At 45.2% G+C, this 17,860-nt stretch carries 19 protein-coding genes; 9 read left to right on the top strand and 10 right to left on the bottom strand.

The window, feature by feature from the left end:
- Positions 1 to 4: 4 nt before the first annotated feature.
- Positions 5 to 1,294 carry a glucose-1-phosphate adenylyltransferase gene (locus JGK36_RS11060; protein WP_293177138.1) on the bottom strand — a complete coding sequence of 430 codons (1,290 nt, stop codon included), beginning with the start codon at positions 1,292 to 1,294 and terminating at the stop codon, positions 5 to 7.
- A 499-nt stretch (positions 1,295 to 1,793) separates the two neighbouring features.
- Between JGK36_RS11060 and JGK36_RS11055 the strand changes: the two genes are divergently transcribed.
- Entirely contained in the window at positions 1,794 to 3,260 is a 1,467-nt protein-coding gene (locus tag JGK36_RS11055) for a glycoside hydrolase family 13 protein (protein WP_293177140.1), read from the top strand.
- 342 nt (positions 3,261 to 3,602) lie between these two features.
- The gene (locus JGK36_RS11050) at positions 3,603 to 3,812 is read left to right on the top strand and encodes a hypothetical protein (RefSeq protein WP_293177142.1); all 210 of its coding nucleotides are present in this window, start codon (positions 3,603 to 3,605) and stop codon (positions 3,810 to 3,812) included.
- Positions 3,813 to 3,829: 17 nt separating this feature from the next.
- On the opposite strand, the gene JGK36_RS11045 is transcribed toward JGK36_RS11050, so the two are convergent.
- Positions 3,830 to 4,255, bottom strand: coding sequence for a DUF2358 domain-containing protein (locus JGK36_RS11045; RefSeq protein ID WP_293177144.1), 426 nt, complete (start codon positions 4,253 to 4,255; stop codon positions 3,830 to 3,832).
- 174 nt (positions 4,256 to 4,429) lie between these two features.
- Between JGK36_RS11045 and JGK36_RS11040 the strand changes: the two genes are divergently transcribed.
- Positions 4,430 to 4,867, top strand: a complete 438-nt coding sequence (locus tag JGK36_RS11040; RefSeq protein WP_293177146.1) for a hypothetical protein — start codon at positions 4,430 to 4,432, stop codon at positions 4,865 to 4,867.
- Between the two features lie 109 nt (positions 4,868 to 4,976).
- Here JGK36_RS11040 and JGK36_RS11035 read toward each other — a convergent pair whose 3' ends face one another.
- The 7 genes from JGK36_RS11035 to gor form a co-directional block, all read right to left on the bottom strand.
- Positions 4,977 to 6,194, bottom strand: a complete 1,218-nt coding sequence (locus JGK36_RS11035; protein ID WP_293177148.1) for a histidinol-phosphate transaminase — start codon at positions 6,192 to 6,194, stop codon at positions 4,977 to 4,979.
- 160 nt (positions 6,195 to 6,354) lie between these two features.
- On the bottom strand, positions 6,355 to 7,062 hold the full coding sequence (locus tag JGK36_RS11030) for an ROK family protein (protein WP_293177150.1): 708 nt from the start codon (positions 7,060 to 7,062) through the stop codon (positions 6,355 to 6,357).
- Positions 7,063 to 7,225: 163 nt separating this feature from the next.
- Positions 7,226 to 7,915 carry a YqiA/YcfP family alpha/beta fold hydrolase gene (locus tag JGK36_RS11025; protein ID WP_293177152.1) on the bottom strand — a complete coding sequence of 230 codons (690 nt, stop codon included), beginning with the start codon at positions 7,913 to 7,915 and terminating at the stop codon, positions 7,226 to 7,228.
- A 116-nt stretch (positions 7,916 to 8,031) separates the two neighbouring features.
- The gene (locus JGK36_RS11020) at positions 8,032 to 8,496 is read right to left on the bottom strand and encodes a Spy/CpxP family protein refolding chaperone (protein ID WP_293177154.1); all 465 of its coding nucleotides are present in this window, start codon (positions 8,494 to 8,496) and stop codon (positions 8,032 to 8,034) included.
- Positions 8,497 to 8,544: 48 nt separating this feature from the next.
- Positions 8,545 to 8,976, bottom strand: coding sequence for a hypothetical protein (locus JGK36_RS11015; protein ID WP_293196880.1), 432 nt, complete (start codon positions 8,974 to 8,976; stop codon positions 8,545 to 8,547).
- A complete protein-coding gene (locus JGK36_RS11010) occupies positions 8,973 to 9,563 on the bottom strand; it encodes a sigma-70 family RNA polymerase sigma factor (RefSeq protein WP_293177339.1) in 591 nt (196 codons plus the stop codon). The genes JGK36_RS11015 and JGK36_RS11010 overlap by 4 nt, the downstream gene beginning before the upstream one ends.
- Before the next feature lie 258 nt (positions 9,564 to 9,821).
- Positions 9,822 to 11,165 carry a glutathione-disulfide reductase gene (gene gor, locus JGK36_RS11005; RefSeq protein WP_293177158.1) on the bottom strand — a complete coding sequence of 448 codons (1,344 nt, stop codon included), beginning with the start codon at positions 11,163 to 11,165 and terminating at the stop codon, positions 9,822 to 9,824.
- 518 nt (positions 11,166 to 11,683) lie between these two features.
- Here gor and JGK36_RS11000 point away from each other — a divergent pair.
- The 6 genes from JGK36_RS11000 to JGK36_RS10975 all read left to right on the top strand — a co-directional run bounded on the left by JGK36_RS11000 (position 11,684) and on the right by JGK36_RS10975 (position 17,165).
- Positions 11,684 to 13,579, top strand: coding sequence for an NACHT domain-containing NTPase (locus JGK36_RS11000; RefSeq protein ID WP_293196879.1), 1,896 nt, complete (start codon positions 11,684 to 11,686; stop codon positions 13,577 to 13,579).
- Between the two features lie 15 nt (positions 13,580 to 13,594).
- Positions 13,595 to 14,644: a HEAT repeat domain-containing protein gene (locus tag JGK36_RS10995; RefSeq protein WP_293196878.1), complete on the top strand. Its 1,050-nt coding sequence runs from the start codon at positions 13,595 to 13,597 to the stop codon at positions 14,642 to 14,644.
- 27 nt (positions 14,645 to 14,671) lie between these two features.
- A complete protein-coding gene (locus JGK36_RS10990) occupies positions 14,672 to 14,926 on the top strand; it encodes a hypothetical protein (protein WP_293177162.1) in 255 nt (84 codons plus the stop codon).
- A 7-nt stretch (positions 14,927 to 14,933) separates the two neighbouring features.
- Positions 14,934 to 15,377, top strand: coding sequence for an HNH endonuclease signature motif containing protein (locus JGK36_RS10985; protein WP_293177164.1), 444 nt, complete (start codon positions 14,934 to 14,936; stop codon positions 15,375 to 15,377).
- 61 nt (positions 15,378 to 15,438) lie between these two features.
- Positions 15,439 to 16,182 carry a Uma2 family endonuclease gene (locus tag JGK36_RS10980; RefSeq protein WP_293196877.1) on the top strand — a complete coding sequence of 248 codons (744 nt, stop codon included), beginning with the start codon at positions 15,439 to 15,441 and terminating at the stop codon, positions 16,180 to 16,182.
- 218 nt (positions 16,183 to 16,400) lie between these two features.
- Positions 16,401 to 17,165 (top strand): ABC transporter ATP-binding protein, encoded by a 765-nt coding sequence (locus JGK36_RS10975; RefSeq protein WP_293177168.1) that lies wholly within the window; start codon positions 16,401 to 16,403, stop codon positions 17,163 to 17,165.
- A gap of 302 nt (positions 17,166 to 17,467) precedes the next feature.
- Here the strand turns inward: JGK36_RS10975 and JGK36_RS10970 are convergent, their stop codons facing one another.
- Positions 17,468 to 17,848: a hypothetical protein gene (locus JGK36_RS10970; RefSeq protein WP_293177170.1), complete on the bottom strand. Its 381-nt coding sequence runs from the start codon at positions 17,846 to 17,848 to the stop codon at positions 17,468 to 17,470.
- Positions 17,849 to 17,860: the final 12 nt, after the last annotated feature.

The raw sequence follows: 17,860 nt of genomic DNA, 5'->3' as shown, positions 1-17,860 counted from the left end.
ATAACTAAATGATAGTTCCATCAGGAATCGTGGCGTTTTTCAGAACTACGACAATGCCGCTGCGGATGTAAAAACCTTGGCTCTCGCGGTTGGCTTCTTCCACTCGGTCTTTATTAATGATTTGAACGTTCCGGCCGATGCGGGCATTTTTGTCCACAATCGCGCGACGAATTGTAGTATCTGCACCGATACCGAGGGCGACGCCACCGTGGTCTAAACTCGAATGCCGTTCCGCGTCGGGTTCGTAGAAGTCAGCACCCATAAGCAGGCTATCTTGAATCGTACATCCAGCTTCAATGCGCGCTCGAACTCCCAACACAGAATGGTCAATGCGGCACTGTTTGAGAATGCAGCCTTCAGCAATAATTGATTCCGTCACGTGAGTATCTAAAAGCTTAGTCGGCGGCAAGAAACGCGGGCGAGTATAAATCGGCGCATTTTCATCGTAGAAACTGAAAGGAGGCTTAGGCTGTTTTGTCAGCGCCAAGTTAGCATCATAAAAAGCCTCAATCGTTCCGATATCTTCCCAATAATCGTCAAACAAATAAGCTTGAACGTTGTGGTCTTTTGAAGAATTCGGAATAATCTCTTTACCAAAATCAGTTTGGTTGGGAGATTCTTTCAGGAGTTTAATCAGAACTTCTTTTTTGAAGACGTAAATCCCCATCGAAGCAATGTAAGGACTTTCCTGAGCCTGCTGCGCTGTCAGTCCCAGTTTAGTAGTATCCACCTGCATTTGTTTGAGCGCATCGCCTTTTGGCTTTTCGCTGAAAGAAATAATGCGGCCGTTGTCGTCGATTTTCATCAAACCAAAATCTGAGGCCCGCTTCTCGTCCATCGGCAAAACGGAGAGGGTGATATCGGCATTGGTTTCGCGGTGTCTATCCACAAACTTTTGGTAGTCCATGCGGTAGAGGTGGTCGCCTGACAGAATCAAGTATTCGTCAACGTCCCACTGTTCTAGCAGCGAAAGATATTGGCGAACTGCATCCGCTGTCCCTTGAAACCAGTTGGGGTTTTCCTGAGTTTGCTGGGCGGCGAGTACCTCGACAAATCCCTCGGTGAAGCCAGAAAACTGGTAAGTGCGAGAGATGTGCCGGTTGAGGGATGCCGAGTTGAATTGGGTGAGGACGTAAATTTTGACTATTTGCGAGTTGATGCAGTTGCTCACAGGAATATCGATGAGGCGATATTTACCTGCGAGGGGAACTGCGGGTTTGGCTCGCAGTTTGGTTAGGGGGTAAAGGCGGGTGCCGACACCGCCACCGAGGATGATGGCTAAGACTTTTTTCAAGGAACTTTCTCCCTAGGATCTATGAACTCTCCAAGTCCAGTGTCGGATGGTGAGGGCTTCTTGACAAGGGGGGGAGCGAGGAAGTTTTGAGTTAGGAGTTCAGTCGCTGGCGCTGAAACCGGGTTGTTTAATCCAAATACTTCGTTCAAACCCTCAACAAAACTTAAAAAACGAGGTTTATGAGAGTTGGAGTGCGTCCGGGACTGGTGTTATGAGTTTTGAGTTGTGAGTTAAAATACTCATCGATCAATCATGGATATTTAAAAAAGTTGGCAGTTTTGAGTTGAAATACCTATCAATAAATAAGGGCTGTTTAATGAAAGAATCAGGTTAGGGCTAGAATCAGTTGTCAATTTTGTGAGATAGACTGCAAATTTGTGTGATATTTTGCGATCGGTCGATCGACAAAACTCGATCGAGCGTCTATTCTCTACCAAAAGCTAGATCTCCTAGAAACATCTGCTAATGTAGCCTAAGCCGTAAAAGACAGGAAAATTGTATGCAAATCCAAACGCCGGACTGGGTTAAACACGCGGTATTCTACCAAATATTCCCCGATCGCTTCGCTAAAAGCAAACAGCCGCGCAAACGCCTGCTGCAAAACTTCATCTGGGAAGAATGGCACGAAATCCCCACCCTCCAAGGCTACAAAGGCGGCGACTTGTGGGGCGTGATGGAACAGCTAGACTACCTGCAAGACTTAGGCATTAACGCAATTTATTTCACCCCGATATTTCAGTCGGCCTGCAATCACCGCTACCACACCCACGACTACTATCAAGTCGATCCGATGTTGGGTGGCAATCCAGCGTTTAAAGAGCTTCTAGACGCTGCCCACGCTCGCAACATCAAAATCGTCCTCGACGGCGTATTCAACCACGCCAGCCGCGGCTTTTTCTTCTTTCACGATATCCTCGAAAACGGCCCCCATTCTCCTTGGGTAGATTGGTTTAAAATAGAAGGCTGGCCGCTATCTGCCTACGACGGTAATTTTCCTGCTAATTACGCAGGTTGGGATGGCAATCGAGCCTTGCCGGAATTCAATCACGACAATCCAGAAGTGCGAGAATACATCATGGAAATTGCCGAATACTGGATTAAATTCGGCATTGATGGCTGGCGGCTAGATGTTCCTTTTGAAATTAAAACTCCCGGATTTTGGCAAGAATTTCGAGAGCGAGTCAAAGCAATTAATCCCGAAGCTTACATTGTCGGCGAAGTTTGGGAAGATGCGAGAGAATGGCTAGACGGCAGTCAATTTGACGGAGTGATGAATTATCTGTTTGCGGCGCCGACTATTGCTTTTGCCGCGGGCGACCGAGTAGATTTAGCTCAAATTGAAGGTCGTTCTTACCATCCATATCCGCCGCTGTTTGCTCAAGAGTACGGCGACAAAATCCAGCACGTTTTGGAACTGTACCCGTGGCCGATACAGCTAACTCAACTTAATTTGTTGGCGAGTCACGATACAGCCCGGTTGATCTCAATTGCTGGAGGCGATAAAGCTAGCGTAGAACTAGCTAATTTGCTGCTGTTAACTTTTCCTGGAGCTCCCAGCATTTACTACGGCGATGAAGTTGGTTTACCGGGTGCCCTCGATCCCGATTCTCGCCGCGGTTTTCCCTTAGAAGCTCACTGGGAACTTGAGGTTTTAGATTACCACAAGCAGTTGATAGCTTTGCGGCACAAATACGCTGCCCTCCGCACCGGAGACTACCAAATTATATTTGCTGAGGGAACGGTTTACGTTTTTGCCCGAATTTTGGGGGATGAGGAAATAGTTGTTGCTGTCAATGTAGCGACTGAAGAGGCAAATGTTAGTTTTGAAGCAGCTACTTTGAAATCTCCTCACGAGAAATTGCTGTTTGGTAAAGGTGAGTTTGTTTGGAAAGGTGAAGGGGAAACTCGGCAGTTAGAATTGATGCTGCCGGCGCGATCGGGCTTGATTTTAGGTTCGGATAATTAGTTTAAAATGTCCGCTAAGGTGCAAGGCGCGGATTGCTTTGTTAAGATAGGTTTGTAGTGAGGACTTTAGTCCGCAATCAGAGGACTTTAGTCCCCATTATACCTCTTGCAAAAGTCATTTTAATCAAATTTTGGAACGGGCAAGATGCCCGTTCCACAAGCAAAAATGGTAGCTGTTCAGGAGGGGGTACGAAGTTGATGGGTTTGAGGTGCCATCAGACCTGAAAAATTGAAGAAATAGGTCTAAACTACCTGGTTGAAATGGCTGGAATCCGCACGATCTCGTTACCCCTCTGAACAGTTACCACGGTGCAAGGAATTTTTTGGTTTTAAAACTGGGGACATGGTACAAGCAACTTTGCCCGCAGGAAAATTTGCGGGTACTCATAGAGGCAGGCTGATTGTCAGAGCGAGTGGAGTTTTTGAAATGATGTGTGCCACAGGAAAAGTCAGTCCAGTTCGTTACAAATACTGTAGGGCAATACACCGCAATGATGGCTATATGTATGCGTTTTCCGCTATTGAGAGAGTGAATTGGCAATTAGAGGCGTAGCGATCGACCTTTTTGGCTTATCTTGGGGTGACATCCTCGCCTTTGCCCAAAAACTGCTGGAGAATCTCTCCGGGATCTCTGTCCCAGGTATCGATATGTTGGTAAATTAAGCCCTCTGGATCCAGCTTGTATGTAGAATAGCCGTTGAAGAAGATCCGAGCTTTCCAGGGTACGCGCAGTATCCCGCGAACAGTCCAAGTTGCCACAATAGTATCAGGGGCTGTCTGACTTACGTCGTGCAGGTCGAAGTAAATCTCGGTGAAAAATAGCTGCCCGTGAAATCGCAGAGTCCAAAAGATAATGCGATAGTTGATTTTTCCTTTAAATTTGTTAACAGGGTCTTGAAAAAAAACATCTTTTGTGTAGATGTCGTAGGAAATGTCTTTCTCAAAAAGCGTCGGGAGATCTGCTTTGAGGATATCTACTATTTGTTTGGCTTGCATTTGATATTATTTGAGAGCGCTGGAGCTACCACCTTGTGACAGTATTATCTGTAAGTTCAAATGGATAATCTCGATCGACAACAAGAGCATCCAAAACTTGATAAATCTAATTATATTGTCCGATCCCGCCTTTGGGCCGATCGGGACTTGTGACATCGAAACCTTGGCACAGATTTGACTGAACACCCCCACTCATCTGACATTCTCGCAGAAATCAACGGCGGCAAGCTGTTGATGGTAGATAGCCGTCGCCGAAACGGTCTAATTTTGATTAAAGGCTTCCATGCGGAGTTTGCCGGGCCTGGTGCTGCCGTTGGAGGTGCTTTTGATGCTGACTCGCAGCAGGCGATTCCTGTGGGGGATTTTTGTTTTGTTTGCCCTCTATCTCCCGCAGAAAGACAGAAAGCTTTCGGAATTAGGCGGCATTGGGTGCGGTTAACGGAACAGTTAACGGCAAAGTCTGTAGCTGCGGAACGCGCACAAATGATTTTAACTCAGTTTGAACAATATTTTGATTTGGAAACGGTGGCACAAATTCCCGATCGAGCTTTGGCACTTTTAGTAGGCGTATTTCCCCAAACCATTCGCGCGGCGCGACAGATTGATAATTAAAAATTACATATATCCTGTCCGGCAAAATAATCCCGATAAGTTCGATCGTTCGGACTTCAGTTCTCTCTCGTTTCCTGAGGACTGAAGTCCGAACGATCGAACCAATTTGTTAATAAGTCAAAATCGCAGCGAGGCGATCGCAAGTTCGCACATTTTCGTCGGGAGTACCCACGGTAATTCGCAAACCTCCGCCTGTGTGGCGAATTAAAGTACCTTGAGCTTTTAGCTGCTGCATGATTTGTTGGTGTTTTTGTTCTGCCGATTCGCCCTCAGCAGCTTTCACCCGCAGGTAAAGGAAGTTAGCTGCACTCGGCCAAACTTGCAGTTTTTGATGCTGAGTTAGCGCTGCAATTAATTTGGCTCTTTCTGAGATAGTTTCAGGAATTACTGCTAGCAATAACTGCCGCTGGGCGAGGGCAAACTCTGCTGCTGTTTGCGAGAAACTGGGAAGGTTGTAGGGGAGGCGGATTTTTTCTAAGGTGGCTGTGAGTTCGGGATGGGCGATCGCATATCCGACTCTCATTGACGCTAGGCGAAATGCTTTGGAAAATGTTCGCAAAATTATCCAATTCGGATGTTGGTGCAATCTGTCGGCTAAGGTATTTTGGCTGAATTCAAAATAGGCTTCGTCAATTACTACTAAGATATTTTCGGGCAAACTTGACAGCCATTCTATTTCATTGATTGTTAAAGCATTGGCTGTGGGGGAGTTGGGATGGACGACAAAGACGATGCGGACGGGGGGATTTTGATTTTGGTCTATCGCCCTTTTAGCTGCATTGATGTCGATCGCAAAGTTATCTTCTCGGCGCCGGGCACTGACAACGGGAATCCCCAGGGTGGTGGCGGTAATTCCGTACATGGAAAAGGTGGGATTGGCGACGAAAATTGAGCCTGCGCCGCCCAAGCAAGTAGCGATTAAGAGCGATCGAATTAGTTCGTCGGAACCGTTGCCGACTGAAATATTGTCGGCTGTAATAGCTGTTTTTGGCTCTGGAACCCCCCCTAGCCCCCCCTTGTTAAGGGGGGGGACGTTTAGGAGATCCCCCTTAACAAGGGGGGGGATATTTAACCCTTCGTTGACGTATTGGGCGATCGCTTCTTTGAGTGCTGCGTGCCCTCCGTCGGGATAGCGATTTGTCTCAATTAACTGCTGGTAAGTCCAAGCTAGCTTTTGTTTTAATTCCTCTGGCAAATCATAAGGGCATTCGTTGGTGTCTAGGCGATCGAGTACAATTTCCGAGTGCGCTGATTCTCCTGAAGCGCCGCCCGGATGGGGAGTGTAGGCGGTAAGTTCGGCTAAGTCTTTGCGGATAAAGGGAAGCATGGTATGATTTTTGGTCTGAGATTGTAGATTTTATAATTACGATTTGGTTGGTCACTATTAGGATAATTAGTCATTAGTTTATGATGTCTAGCGTATAAATCCTTGATTGTCATCAATAACTAATAAGCTAATGACTAATGACCAATGACTAATGACTATTTTAATCGCGCCACAAAGCAATTCCGCCCAACAAACCGCTGACATTCGGTACTATTTTAACTTGTGGCGGTAAATCAAAAGCAATTTTTTTGGTATTGCCGCCGCCGATGTAAAGGCGATCGCAATTAAAGAGATTTTGCAGGAAGACGAGGGCTCTTTCCAGACGGCGGTTCCATCTTTTGGGGCCGACTGTATCTAAGGCGGCTCGCCCTAATTGCTGTTCGTAAGTTTCCCCTTTGCGAAACGGGTGATGTCCTAATTCTAGATTGGGTACCAAGATACCATCGACAAACAAACCAGAACCGAAACCGGTGCCGAGAGTAATTACTAATTCTACTCCCGTTCCAGCAATTGATCCCAATCCTTGAATGTCAGCATCGTTAGCCACTCGCACAGGTTTTCCCAATCGATCTTTGAGAGTAGTTGCTAGGTCAAAATCGATCCAAGATGGATCTAAATTGACTGCGGTTTTGATAATACCGCGGGACACGACGCCGGGAAAACCGACGGATACTCGGTCAAATTCGCCTTGTCCGCTGGCCAAAGAGGCTATGGTTTCCAGTATCGGTTCCGGCTTCGGCGGTTGAGGCGTTTCTAAACGGCTGCGTTCCGTTTGGGGTTCACCTTCAGCGTCCAAAACCATAACTTTGATGCCACTTCCGCCAATGTCAACGGCTAAGGTGCGAGTCGATTTATCTTGTTCAGTCATTTGATTTTTGAAACTTGCAAGTTGGTGAGTAGACTTGAGATTTTAGACTTGAGATTTTAGATTTACTCCACACAGGAATCTTGGAGTTTAAACGTTGTCTAAAATTTTTGTTTTTCACGACTTAAGTCGGAGGATTGTATCCATTTTTGGGGATTGTCAAATTTTAATTTTTGAATTTGCAAAAGTTTTGCATTGCTTCCCAAATTTCCGCTAGGACATTTCCCAAAGAATGATCGTCCTCTAGTTCGATTAGTTTCACCCAGGGACGATGCTCTGAAAAACTTCTGCTAGCTTGAATCGGTACGATCGTATCATGCTTGCCGTGCAGAATTAACGTCGGGACTGAGCGCATTAATTTTTCTTCAGGGTATTGAGCCATATCTGTCACAAATTCATAATTCAACGGCAAATAGCGCTGTTCGCCGTAGTGGTAAACTGGCAAATATTTCTCAGACTGCCACTTTTCTAACTGTTGCTGTCCCAACTGTGGCAGCCAATGAGAGAGAAATTGAAAAGCCGGTGCTAACAAAACTATTTGTTTTATTGATAATTGTCGCTGGGCCAGCCAAGCCGCTGTCAGCCCGCCAAAACTAGACCCAATGATGGTAACTTCCCCTAAATTTTTTACATTTTCTACAGATTCGGAGGATTGGGCTTGCAGAAATTCTGTTTCTATTTGGTCTAATTGGCGCGTGAGAGTGAGGCGCGAAAAATCCTTGTGATTGAGATCGGGAGTTTTGAGGTCAATTCCTAGGGAATAAAAGCGATCGCGGAAATATTTAGCCTTAGTTGAATCTGGACTTGACGCAAATCCGTGTAAATAAATGTAACTAGAATCGTTTTGTAGATTCATCCAGAAAATTTGATGAGATTTACCAACTAATTATTTTAACTTAAATTATCGAACTGGCGAGTGCACACCCGACAAGTTTATTTTTTAGTAGGGTGTGCAGTCGGTAGCGGTGTAGATTATTGGGATTTTTGGCTGTTTTGTTTCCGGGTTTTAGCAGCTTCCCTGCGCTGCTGCATCATTTGCGAGAACTGGCTGCGCTGTTCGGGTGTCAGCACTTCTCGCATGGCTAATGTACTTTCAAATTGTACCTCTTCTAACTGCTGCCTCAATCCCATGATTTGGCGGTGTTTGTCGCGCATTTGGCCGACATTTGCCGTCGTACCCGACATCATTGTTTCCAATTCTTGTCTGGCTTGGCGGATTGCTTGCATTCGCTGAGAAACTTGGTCTTTGTAGCGATCGCGAACAGCCTGCATTTTCTGCTTTTGATCGGCGCTTAAATTTAGTTTGTCAAACAGCCCGTTCTCTTTGCCACCAGATCGATTGGGACGCTGGTTTTGGGCAATTGTTTCCGGTTGAGCGGGGCTGGGAGCGGCGGTTGCAGCGGCTGTAGTACCGAGGGTTAACATTAAAACTGCCATAGCCGAAAATTGGCGCATTGACATGAAAAATTACCTCTTTAAGATTAGTTAATTTGTTAGCGGTTCGGTGTCAGCAGTAACAGGGAAATCAAATAAATCTGTTTGTGGGCGATCGCTCATAGTTGCCGTGCGGGAATCGTTCAATACACCCTCCCAATTATTGACCAGAAATGCTTCCAAGTGAGCCGCTTCATCCGCCTGTAATTGTGCGGTAACTAGGACGCGATAGCCCGAAGCAAAAACTAGCAGGCCAGCGAAGATTGCAGCCGGAAAACCCCACTTGGGAAAACCGAGGAATTTTGAGCTTTTACTAGACTCTGTAAATCGCAAATAGCCGAGACCATTTAGCTCTCTCGCCCTGTCATTCCTATCTATTGCTGCTAAAACTCTTTGCTCAAGATCGGGGGTAGCGTCCGGAACTTTTGGGCTATTTTGCTTCAAGAAATTCACTAATCTTTTGTCGCTATTTTCATCGTTCACAGTTCGTCTACCCCCTGTTTTTGCAAAAATTGTCGCATGGCATTTCGGGCATAAAACACGCGAGATTTAACAGTTCCCGCTGGCATTCCCAGGATTTGGGCTACTTCTTTTTGCGGGATATCTTCTAAGTCGTGCAGCACCAAAACACTGCGGTGTTCAAAACTCAATTGCTCCAGTCCTCGCTGCACTAAATCTTGATAGTGCAACTGCATCAAGTCTGATGTGTTATTATTGGGAATAACGCGATCCATTGTTTCTTGATTTTTGAGCTGGGAGTCAAAAGAATGCTGTTTGGCAAATGCTTGTCTTTGGTCGGATGCCACGTTCCAAGTGATGCGATACAACCAAGTTGAAAAGTTTTCCTGGTGCTTGAGTTTGGGTAATCCTTTCCAGACTCGCAGAAATACTTCTTGGGTTAAGTCGTCTAGAAGTGATGAACCGCAGAGTTGGTAAAGGGTTGATCTGACTTTGTGTTGGTAGCGCCCGTAAAGGTGACGAAAGCAAGTGCGATCGCCCTTTAAGCATTTATCAACTAAGTCGGAGTCGGAACAATCATCGATTAAAACATTGGCTGGCACACCTAACACCTGTGAAGTATCCCTCACCTGTTCGTTATCTGAGGGGTTTAGACAGGACAAGTTCAAAAAAGGTTCAATTTGTTTAAAATATTATTTTGAGCATGAATCCGCTTAGAAGGTCAGTAACAGGCAAGATGCCTGTGCCACAAAATTAACAGGCAAGATGCCTGTGCCACAAAAAACAGGCAAGATGCCTGTGCCACAACAGATAAACTCTCTTGTGGAACGGGCATCTTGCCCGTTTTTCATAATTATGAAATACCCTATTTATCGCAGAGTCACAAACTCTTCAGCAGTCGAGGGGTGAATACCGATCGTCGAATCGAAATCTTTCTTGGTAGCTCCCATATTAACGGCGATCGCCATTCCTTGAATAATCTCGCCCGCGTCTTTCCCAACCATGTGCACGCCCAAAACTTTGTCAGTATTAGTTTCAACAACTAACTTGACAAAAGTCTTTTCATCTGCACCTGTCAAAGCGTGAAACATCGGCCGAAACTTGGCTGTGTAGCACTTAATTGAGTCGGGAAATTTAGCTTTGGCTTGTTCTTCAGTTAAGCCGACTGTAGCAGCTTCCGGCTGGGAAAATACGGCTGATGCGACATTTTCGTAACTAATTGCTCTCGGATTGTTGCCAAATTCCGTATCTGCAAAAGCGCGTCCTTCGGCGATCGCAATTGGCGTTAAATTAATCCGGTTGGTGCAATCTCCGACAGCAAAAATGTGCGGTTGATTGGTGCGGCTGTCTTTGGTAACTGCGATCGCACCTTTCTCGGTTTCAACTCCGGCATTCTCCAAAGCCAGTTTTTCCAAATTGGGCGATCGTCCGGTAGCGCACAAAACTGCGTCTACTGTCAAGGTTTCTTCAGATTTTCCCCACAATTTTAACTTTAAGCCTTCAGGAGTTTTCTCTATCCATTCGATCGAGCTTCCTGTGACGAAATTGATGCCGTGTTTAACCATTCCTTCTTGGACGTTGGCGCGAAGTTCTTCGTCAAAGTAGTGCAAAATGCGATCGCGCCGGATGATTTGAGTTACTTCACTTCCCAAGCCATTCATGATGCAAGCAAATTCAACGCCGATGTAGCCGCCGCCCAAAATTGCCAACCGTTTCGGCTGCTCTTTTAACAAGAAGATTTCGCGGGAAGTGATCGCGTGTTCGATGCCAGGAATATCGATTCTATGAGCTTCGCCGCCGACAGCAATTAAGATTTTAGCAGCGGTGTATTTTTTGTCACCAACTTCGACAGTGTGGGGGTCGATAAATTTGGCATATCCTGAGATTAATTCAACTCCGGCTTTTTCGAGGAAGCTGATGTGGAGTTTGCTGAGTCGTCGCACTTCTGTGTCTACAGTGGTGACGAGTTTTTCCCAGTTGAAGCTGGTTTCTACAGGGCTCCAACCGTAGCCGATCGCATCTTCGTACAGGTGCGAAAATGTTGAAGCGTACACCATGAGTTTTTTGGGTACACAGCCGCGAATGACGCAGGTGCCGCCTACTAAGTCATTTTCGGCGATCGCCACCTTCGCCCCGTAGGATGCCGCCCGCTTGGAACTCGCCAATCCGCCGGAGCCTGCACCTATCACAAACAAGTCGTAATCGTATGTCATAATTGTCGCTAGTTGCCTATCTCAGTTTTACGGTTTTTGTGCTTTACTTTTTTTAATGATATCTCAAAAAAAATTTCGTTTTTTAGAGGGAGATTGCTTTACTTTTTGCAGTTGACATGATATCATTTAATAATGGAAATATGTGCATTAAATTTAAAATTACTCACACTCCCATTATTAGAGTATAGCACAAGCAACTGGCAAAAAATATATAAAAATGTAACTATTTTTGGGTGGCCGCTAGGGCAGTTTTATTGCAGTCAAACAAATTAGGTACGTAGTTGCGCTTAAGCGCTCTTTATAATATTAGGAAAGAGTGCAAAGAGCATAACAACGTACATTAGCCCAAGCGCGAGCCGACCTTTGAGCTATACTTTTGGTAGTTTTATATTTCCTATCCTGATAATAAAACTATCCACCTCCTCGAAGTCACGGGGAGAGTTGGGGGAAGTCAAAAATTTACGACTCACTGAAAATTGCTATATTATAGAGATAAATTTATTTGTCGGGCTAGCTTTATGATTGATTGGCTTTTGCTGTGGGGAGTAACGCAAGGAGTCGGCATTCTCGTCAAACCCATCTTAGAAGAGTTGGCAGTAGACGGCGCGAAGGATTTAGTAAAAGATTTTTTTAAAGATTCCCTAAAAAACGTCTTATTTGGCGAAAAAGATCCGCGACAAGTCGCAGGGGGGAAAGCGCTGAAAAAGTTTTTGGAGTTAGTGCAACAGCAGTTAAAAATCAGCGGACTTTCCCCAGAACAGATTAAGCTGTATATTAAAGATGTTAAAAAGTTTATCGGCAACAAGTCAGTTAAGGAAATTTTGGGTAAGGCCTTTGAGAGCGATCGCGAATCCCTCGATGCAGAACTTCTCGAACAAACCTGGACTCAACTAGATTTAGCTGCTTTACCCGCCAGATTTAAGTGGCAAACCATCGCCAATCAGTATCTCGCCGAAGTTCAAGAAATTCTTTTTGACTCAAAAGACTTGCGGGATATCTTGAATGCCCAAAATCTGGATAGCATTCAGAAAAACACTCAACAAATTGCTGGGATAATCCCCGATTTTGATTTGAGGCAATATCAAGAGGCTTTGTGCGAACGTTACAGCAATCTGGATTTAAGCAGCGTCGATAGCAATACCTACGATTATCGCGAAAAGCTGAAAGTTTGGCAAATCTTTATTTTCCAAGATGTGCGCTTAATTTACGAGTCATTTCTGCCCCAAGCTTACGAAATTCCCAAGGAACATCAACGGCGGTTGGAAGATAGCGATCGATTAGAGGCGATCGCACTTGAAAATTTAGAGAAATATCGACGCGGTTATTTTTCACAGCCGATCGTATCCGTGGTAGATGTCATCAATGACAAGTCAAATTATCCCTACATTGTGATTTTAGGCGATCCGGGTGCGGGCAAATCTACTCTGTTACAATATTTAGCATTAACCTGGGCGCGATCGCCTTTAAATAGCGTAACATCTCTCCCGATTCCGCTGCTAATAGAATTGCGGATTTACATTCGCAACGTGGAATCAAAACATTGCCAGAATTTCCTGGAATTTTGCCATAAAGATTCCGGTTTTATTTGTGACTTGAATCAGCATCAATTGCACGAACAGCTTAAAGCCGGCGACGCTGTAGTGATGTTCGACGGATTAGATGAAATTTTCGATTCGGGGAAACGAGAAGATGTAATTACCGCGATTCATCGGTTTACCAACGAGTATCCGCGCGTGCGAGTGATTGTCACGTCTCGGATTATTGGTTACAAACCTCAACGGTTGCAAGATGCCCAGTTTCATCACTTTATCCTGCAAGACTTGAATCCGGCACAGATTCAGGATTTTGTGCACCGCTGGCATGAGTTGACTTTTGCTGATGCTAGGGAAAAAGTGCGAATTTGCGATCGGATGAAAAGAGCGCTAGAGTATTCATCAACAATTCAAGATTTAGCCGGAAATCCGTTATTGTTAACGATTATGGCAATTTTGAATCGCAGTCAAGAATTGCCAAGAGACAGGGCAGAACTTTACAATCAAGCTTCGCGGATATTGCTGTATCAATGGGATGTGGAAAGGTCTTTAGTAGAGGATAGCAGGCTCGATCCAAAAACGATTGATGCTAAAGACAAGCAAGAAATGCTGCGGCGAGTTGCTTGGGAAATGCAAGCAGCACCTGAAGGGTTGGCTGGCAATATTATTAGTGCGGGAGATTTGGAAGATATTCTGACAGCATATCTGAAGAATAAAGATTTTGACCAACCGAGAAATCGGGCGAAGTTAATCATTAATCAACTGCGAACTCGCAACTTTATTTTATGTTATTTGGGTGCGGATAGTTACGGATTTATACACCGGACTTTTTTGGAATATTTCTGTGCATCGCAAGTTGTGAATAGGGTTCAGGCTTTATAACTATCGCTGGATGAGTTGAAAGCAGAAGTTTTTGGCCCGCACTGGGATGATGAATCTTGGCAGGAAGTTTTGTGTTTGATTGCGGGATTGATTGCGGGAAAGTTGACAGGGGAATTGATTCAATTTTTGATTGAGCAAGATGGGGAAGCGCAAAAGTTTACAAATCTGTTTTTGGCGGCGAAGTGTTTGGATGAGGTGAGGGATAGAAAGGTGATTGCTGCTGTTGATAGTCAATTGCTGGAGCGATTGAAAGAGTTAACGAAGTACGACCTCAATTACTATTATGATTTTTATGGAGAAAAGGCAGATTTAGTTAGTAAAATTCGCAGTAAAGCAGTAAGTGCGATCGCTTTTACTTGGAAAGATGACCTGGAAACCTTACCTATCCTCAAACAATGGACTCACTCTAACTATAATTGGAATCTGCAACAAGCAGCAGTCCAAGAAATAGCACGGGGGTGGAAAAATGACCCGGAAACCTTACCTATCCTCAAACAATGGGCTCAATCTGGTGATAGTTTGACTGTGCGACTTGCAGCAGTCCAAGAATTAGCACGGGGGTGGAAAGATGACCCGGAAACCTTACCTATCCTCAAACAACGCGCTCAATCTGATGATAGTTTTACTGTGCGACTTGCAGCAGTCCAAGAATTAGCACGGGGGTGGAAAGATGACCCGGAAACCTTACCTATCCTCAAACAACGCGCTCAATCTGACGATGATTCGATTGTGCGACTTGCAGCAGTCCAAGAAATAGCACGGGGGTGGAAAGATGACCCGGAAACCTTACCTTGGATCAAACAACGCGCTCAATCTGACGATGATTCGTATGTGCGATGTGCAGCAGTCCAAGAAATAGCACGGGGGTGGAAAGATGACCCGGAAACCTTACCTTGGATCAAACAACACGCTCAATCTGACGATAATTTCATGGTGCGATATGCAGCAGTCCAAGAATTAGCACGGGGGTGGAAAGATGACCCAGAAACCTTACCTCTCCTCAAACAATATGAACAAGTCCGCGAATTTGCCGAGAAACAATTGGCAAAACTAGACAAGCTGTGATATAAACAAAAAAAGGAGAAACAAGTTATGACCGTAGCCACTAAAATCCCCCAAGCTTATGCAGAAATAGTTGAGTTTTTTGCTGCTGGTGCCACTCCCGAAAGCATTGTCAACTTTCAACTATCCGAAGAAGCAAAAGAGCATATCGCCGACCTAATTTACGCACACAACAACCAAGATTTGAGCACCGATGAAAAAACAGAATTAGACAATTTTCTGGTAATAGAACATCTGTTGACTCTCATCAAAGCAGTCGCTCACAAACACGTCGTCAAAGAGTAAGTTTTTTATGCCTCGTCCTTACATTAGCGTCGAACTTAGGCGTTTAGTTGCTCTCCGTGCCGATCGCATTTGCGAATACTGCCTCATTGCAGAGACAAACAGAGCATCAGGCTGTCAAGTTGACCACATCATCAGCGTCAAACATGGTGGAGAAACAACAGCCGATAACCTCGCCTATGCTTGTATTTTCTGCAACCTCCAGAAAGGAACCGATTTAGGCTCAATTGTTTGGCGCACTGGAGAATTAGTGCGTTTTTTCAACCCGCGCAGAGATTTTTGGGGAGAACATTTTCGCTTAGATGAAGCTGCAATTCAACCAAGAACAGATATTGGAGAAGTGACAGCAAGAATTTTAGAATTTAATCATAATGAGCGGATTAGAGAGCGACAAGTTTTGATAGAAGTTGGTGCATATCCGTCACCAGCCGCGCAACAACGGATGACTCAGTAACTCAATAAATATCACCCAATCTAGTATAATTAAACCTATATAGTTCTCGGAGACAACCACAATGCAAGTCACAACCGCAGAAATCATTTATCCATCCAGCGACGGTCAACCAATGGCAGAAAGCACAATTCAATACAAATTAATTGTCAAAATCAAAGAAGGCTGCGAATCGCTGTTTAAGAATGACCCAAACGTTTTTGTGGCCGCCGATTTACTCTGGTATCCAGTTGAAGGTAGACCAGACATTTCTCAAGCACCGGATACGATGGTAATATTTGGTAGACCAAAGGGCGAGCGGCCTTCCTATATGCAATTTCTAGAAGAGAATATTGCTCCCCAAGTCGTATTTGAGATTCGCTCCCACAACGATCGCCAAACTAAAATGAATAAAAAACTTTCATTTTACCAGCGTCATGGAGTTGAGGAATATTACCTTTACGATCCAGAAAGAAATGAGTTGGAAGGTTGGCAAAGAATTGAGGGAAACTTAGAAGTTATTGAGCCGATGGAGGGATGGATCAGTCCTAGATTGGGAGTACGATTTGAGTTGGGCGAGGATGGGCTAGAAATTTATCGGCCAGATGGACAAAGGTTTCTTTCTTATGCGGAATTGGAGGAGCAGGGTGAATTAAACCGTCAGCGTGCCGAACAAGAAGCTCAAAGAGCCGAAGAAGCAATTCAAAGAGCCGAACAAGAATCTCAAAGAGCTGAACAAGAACGTCAAAGAGCCGAAAAAGCAGTTCAAAGAGCAGAACGTTTAGCGGCAAAAATGCGCGAATTGAACATCGATCCCGATCGCATTTAAGCCACAAATTGTTTAATTTAGGACTTACTCACCAACACCACAGCAACCGGGTTTTTATCGTTTCTGCGCGCTCTAACGAATTATTTTCGTCAAAAAACCCGGTTTCTGACTACCCGTGCGTAAGTCCCGCAACCGTCCAAACATCGCCCTTCCACCCCCGAAAACCGCTCAGAAGTGTTAACTTAGTAGTAAGTTGTGTCGATCGCACATAAAAACAAATGCCTGAACTACAAACCGAGACCCACCAAGACCTCGACCTGCAAACCACCTCAAAACCCGTCATCCTCGGTCTCAAAGACGTAACCAAAGTCTACGGCATCGGCGACCTCGAAGTGCGCGCCCTCAACGGGATCAGCTTGACGGTAATGCAAGGAGAGTATTGCTCAATTATGGGCGCATCCGGTTCAGGCAAATCTACAGCTATGAATATTATCGGTTGTCTCGATCGACCTACGAGCGGCAGTTACTACCTAGACGGCGTAGATGTCGCCCAAATGCCCGAATCAGAATTAGCCGGAATTCGCAACTTAAAATTAGGGTTTGTGTTCCAACAATTTCACCTATTGGCTCAACTAACAGCATTAGAAAATGTCATGTTACCGATGGTTTATGCAGGCATTCCCTCATCAGAAAGACGCGAACGCGCAGAGGAAGCTTTAACCAAAGTTGGTCTAGAAAGTCGCATGAAAAACAAACCAAATCAACTATCAGGAGGACAGCAGCAGCGCGTAGCCATCGCCCGCGCAATTGTTAACCGTCCCGTGTTGTTGCTTGCAGATGAACCGACTGGTGCATTGGATACAAAAACTACTCAAGAAGTAATGGATATTTTTACAGAATTTAATGAAGCCGGCATGACTGTTGTGATGGTAACTCACGAACCGGAAGTTGCGCGACAAACTCGCCGGGTTGTCTGGTTCCGCGACGGTGAAGTTATTCATAATAATCTGAATCCGGCAGAACTTTCGCACGCGGTGTTTTAAGTATTTTAAACTAAAATAATAGTCTTCTTCAACCTGCGGAGGCAGGTTTTGTTTGTCTCGACGCGGTTTCAACCGCCGTGTCTTATTCAAACCTGCGGAGGCAGGTTTTGTTTGTCTCGACGCGGTTTCAACCGCCGTGTTTTCTTCAACCTGCGGAGGCAGGTTTTGTTTGTATAGACGCGGTTTCAACCGCCCGGTATTTTTGCGGTTTCAACCGCCGTGTCTTTTTACGGTTTCAACCGCCGTGTCTTTTTACGGTTTCAATCGCCGTGTCTTTTTGCGGTTTCAATCGCCCCGTCTTTTTAATGAAAAGCGCTCGGAAAAGCTGCCCAAACTCGATCGACAAAATCTCTAAGTTGCCGAGAGGCGATCGTGCTATCCTTGCGATCGGAGTCCAGAGACTGCAACTGGGTTAACAGCGAAATCACCTCCGTATCCAGCGCCGCCCGAAACAAACTCAGTGGCCACAGCAAATCCGCACCATCCCGCAAATCTGATAAAGTGTATTCTTCCGGCCACCTTTGGGGGAAATCCTTCCCCGAAACCAATCCAACCAACATCAAAGGGCGCACCCAACAAATTTGACGTGCTTCAACCACTTGAATTACCTCTGAATGCAGGCACGCATCTCCACATTCCAAACTAACAATTTGACCAGGCTTAAAGTTCAAACCACAATCCATTAATGCTGACTC

The organism is Microcoleus sp. PH2017_35_SFW_U_B, assembly GCF_020737865.1.
Classification (GTDB): Bacteria; Cyanobacteriota; Cyanobacteriia; order Cyanobacteriales; family Microcoleaceae; genus Microcoleus.
Note: the sequence above shows the minus strand (reverse complement) of the source record. Positions and strands in the feature narration are given on the sequence as shown.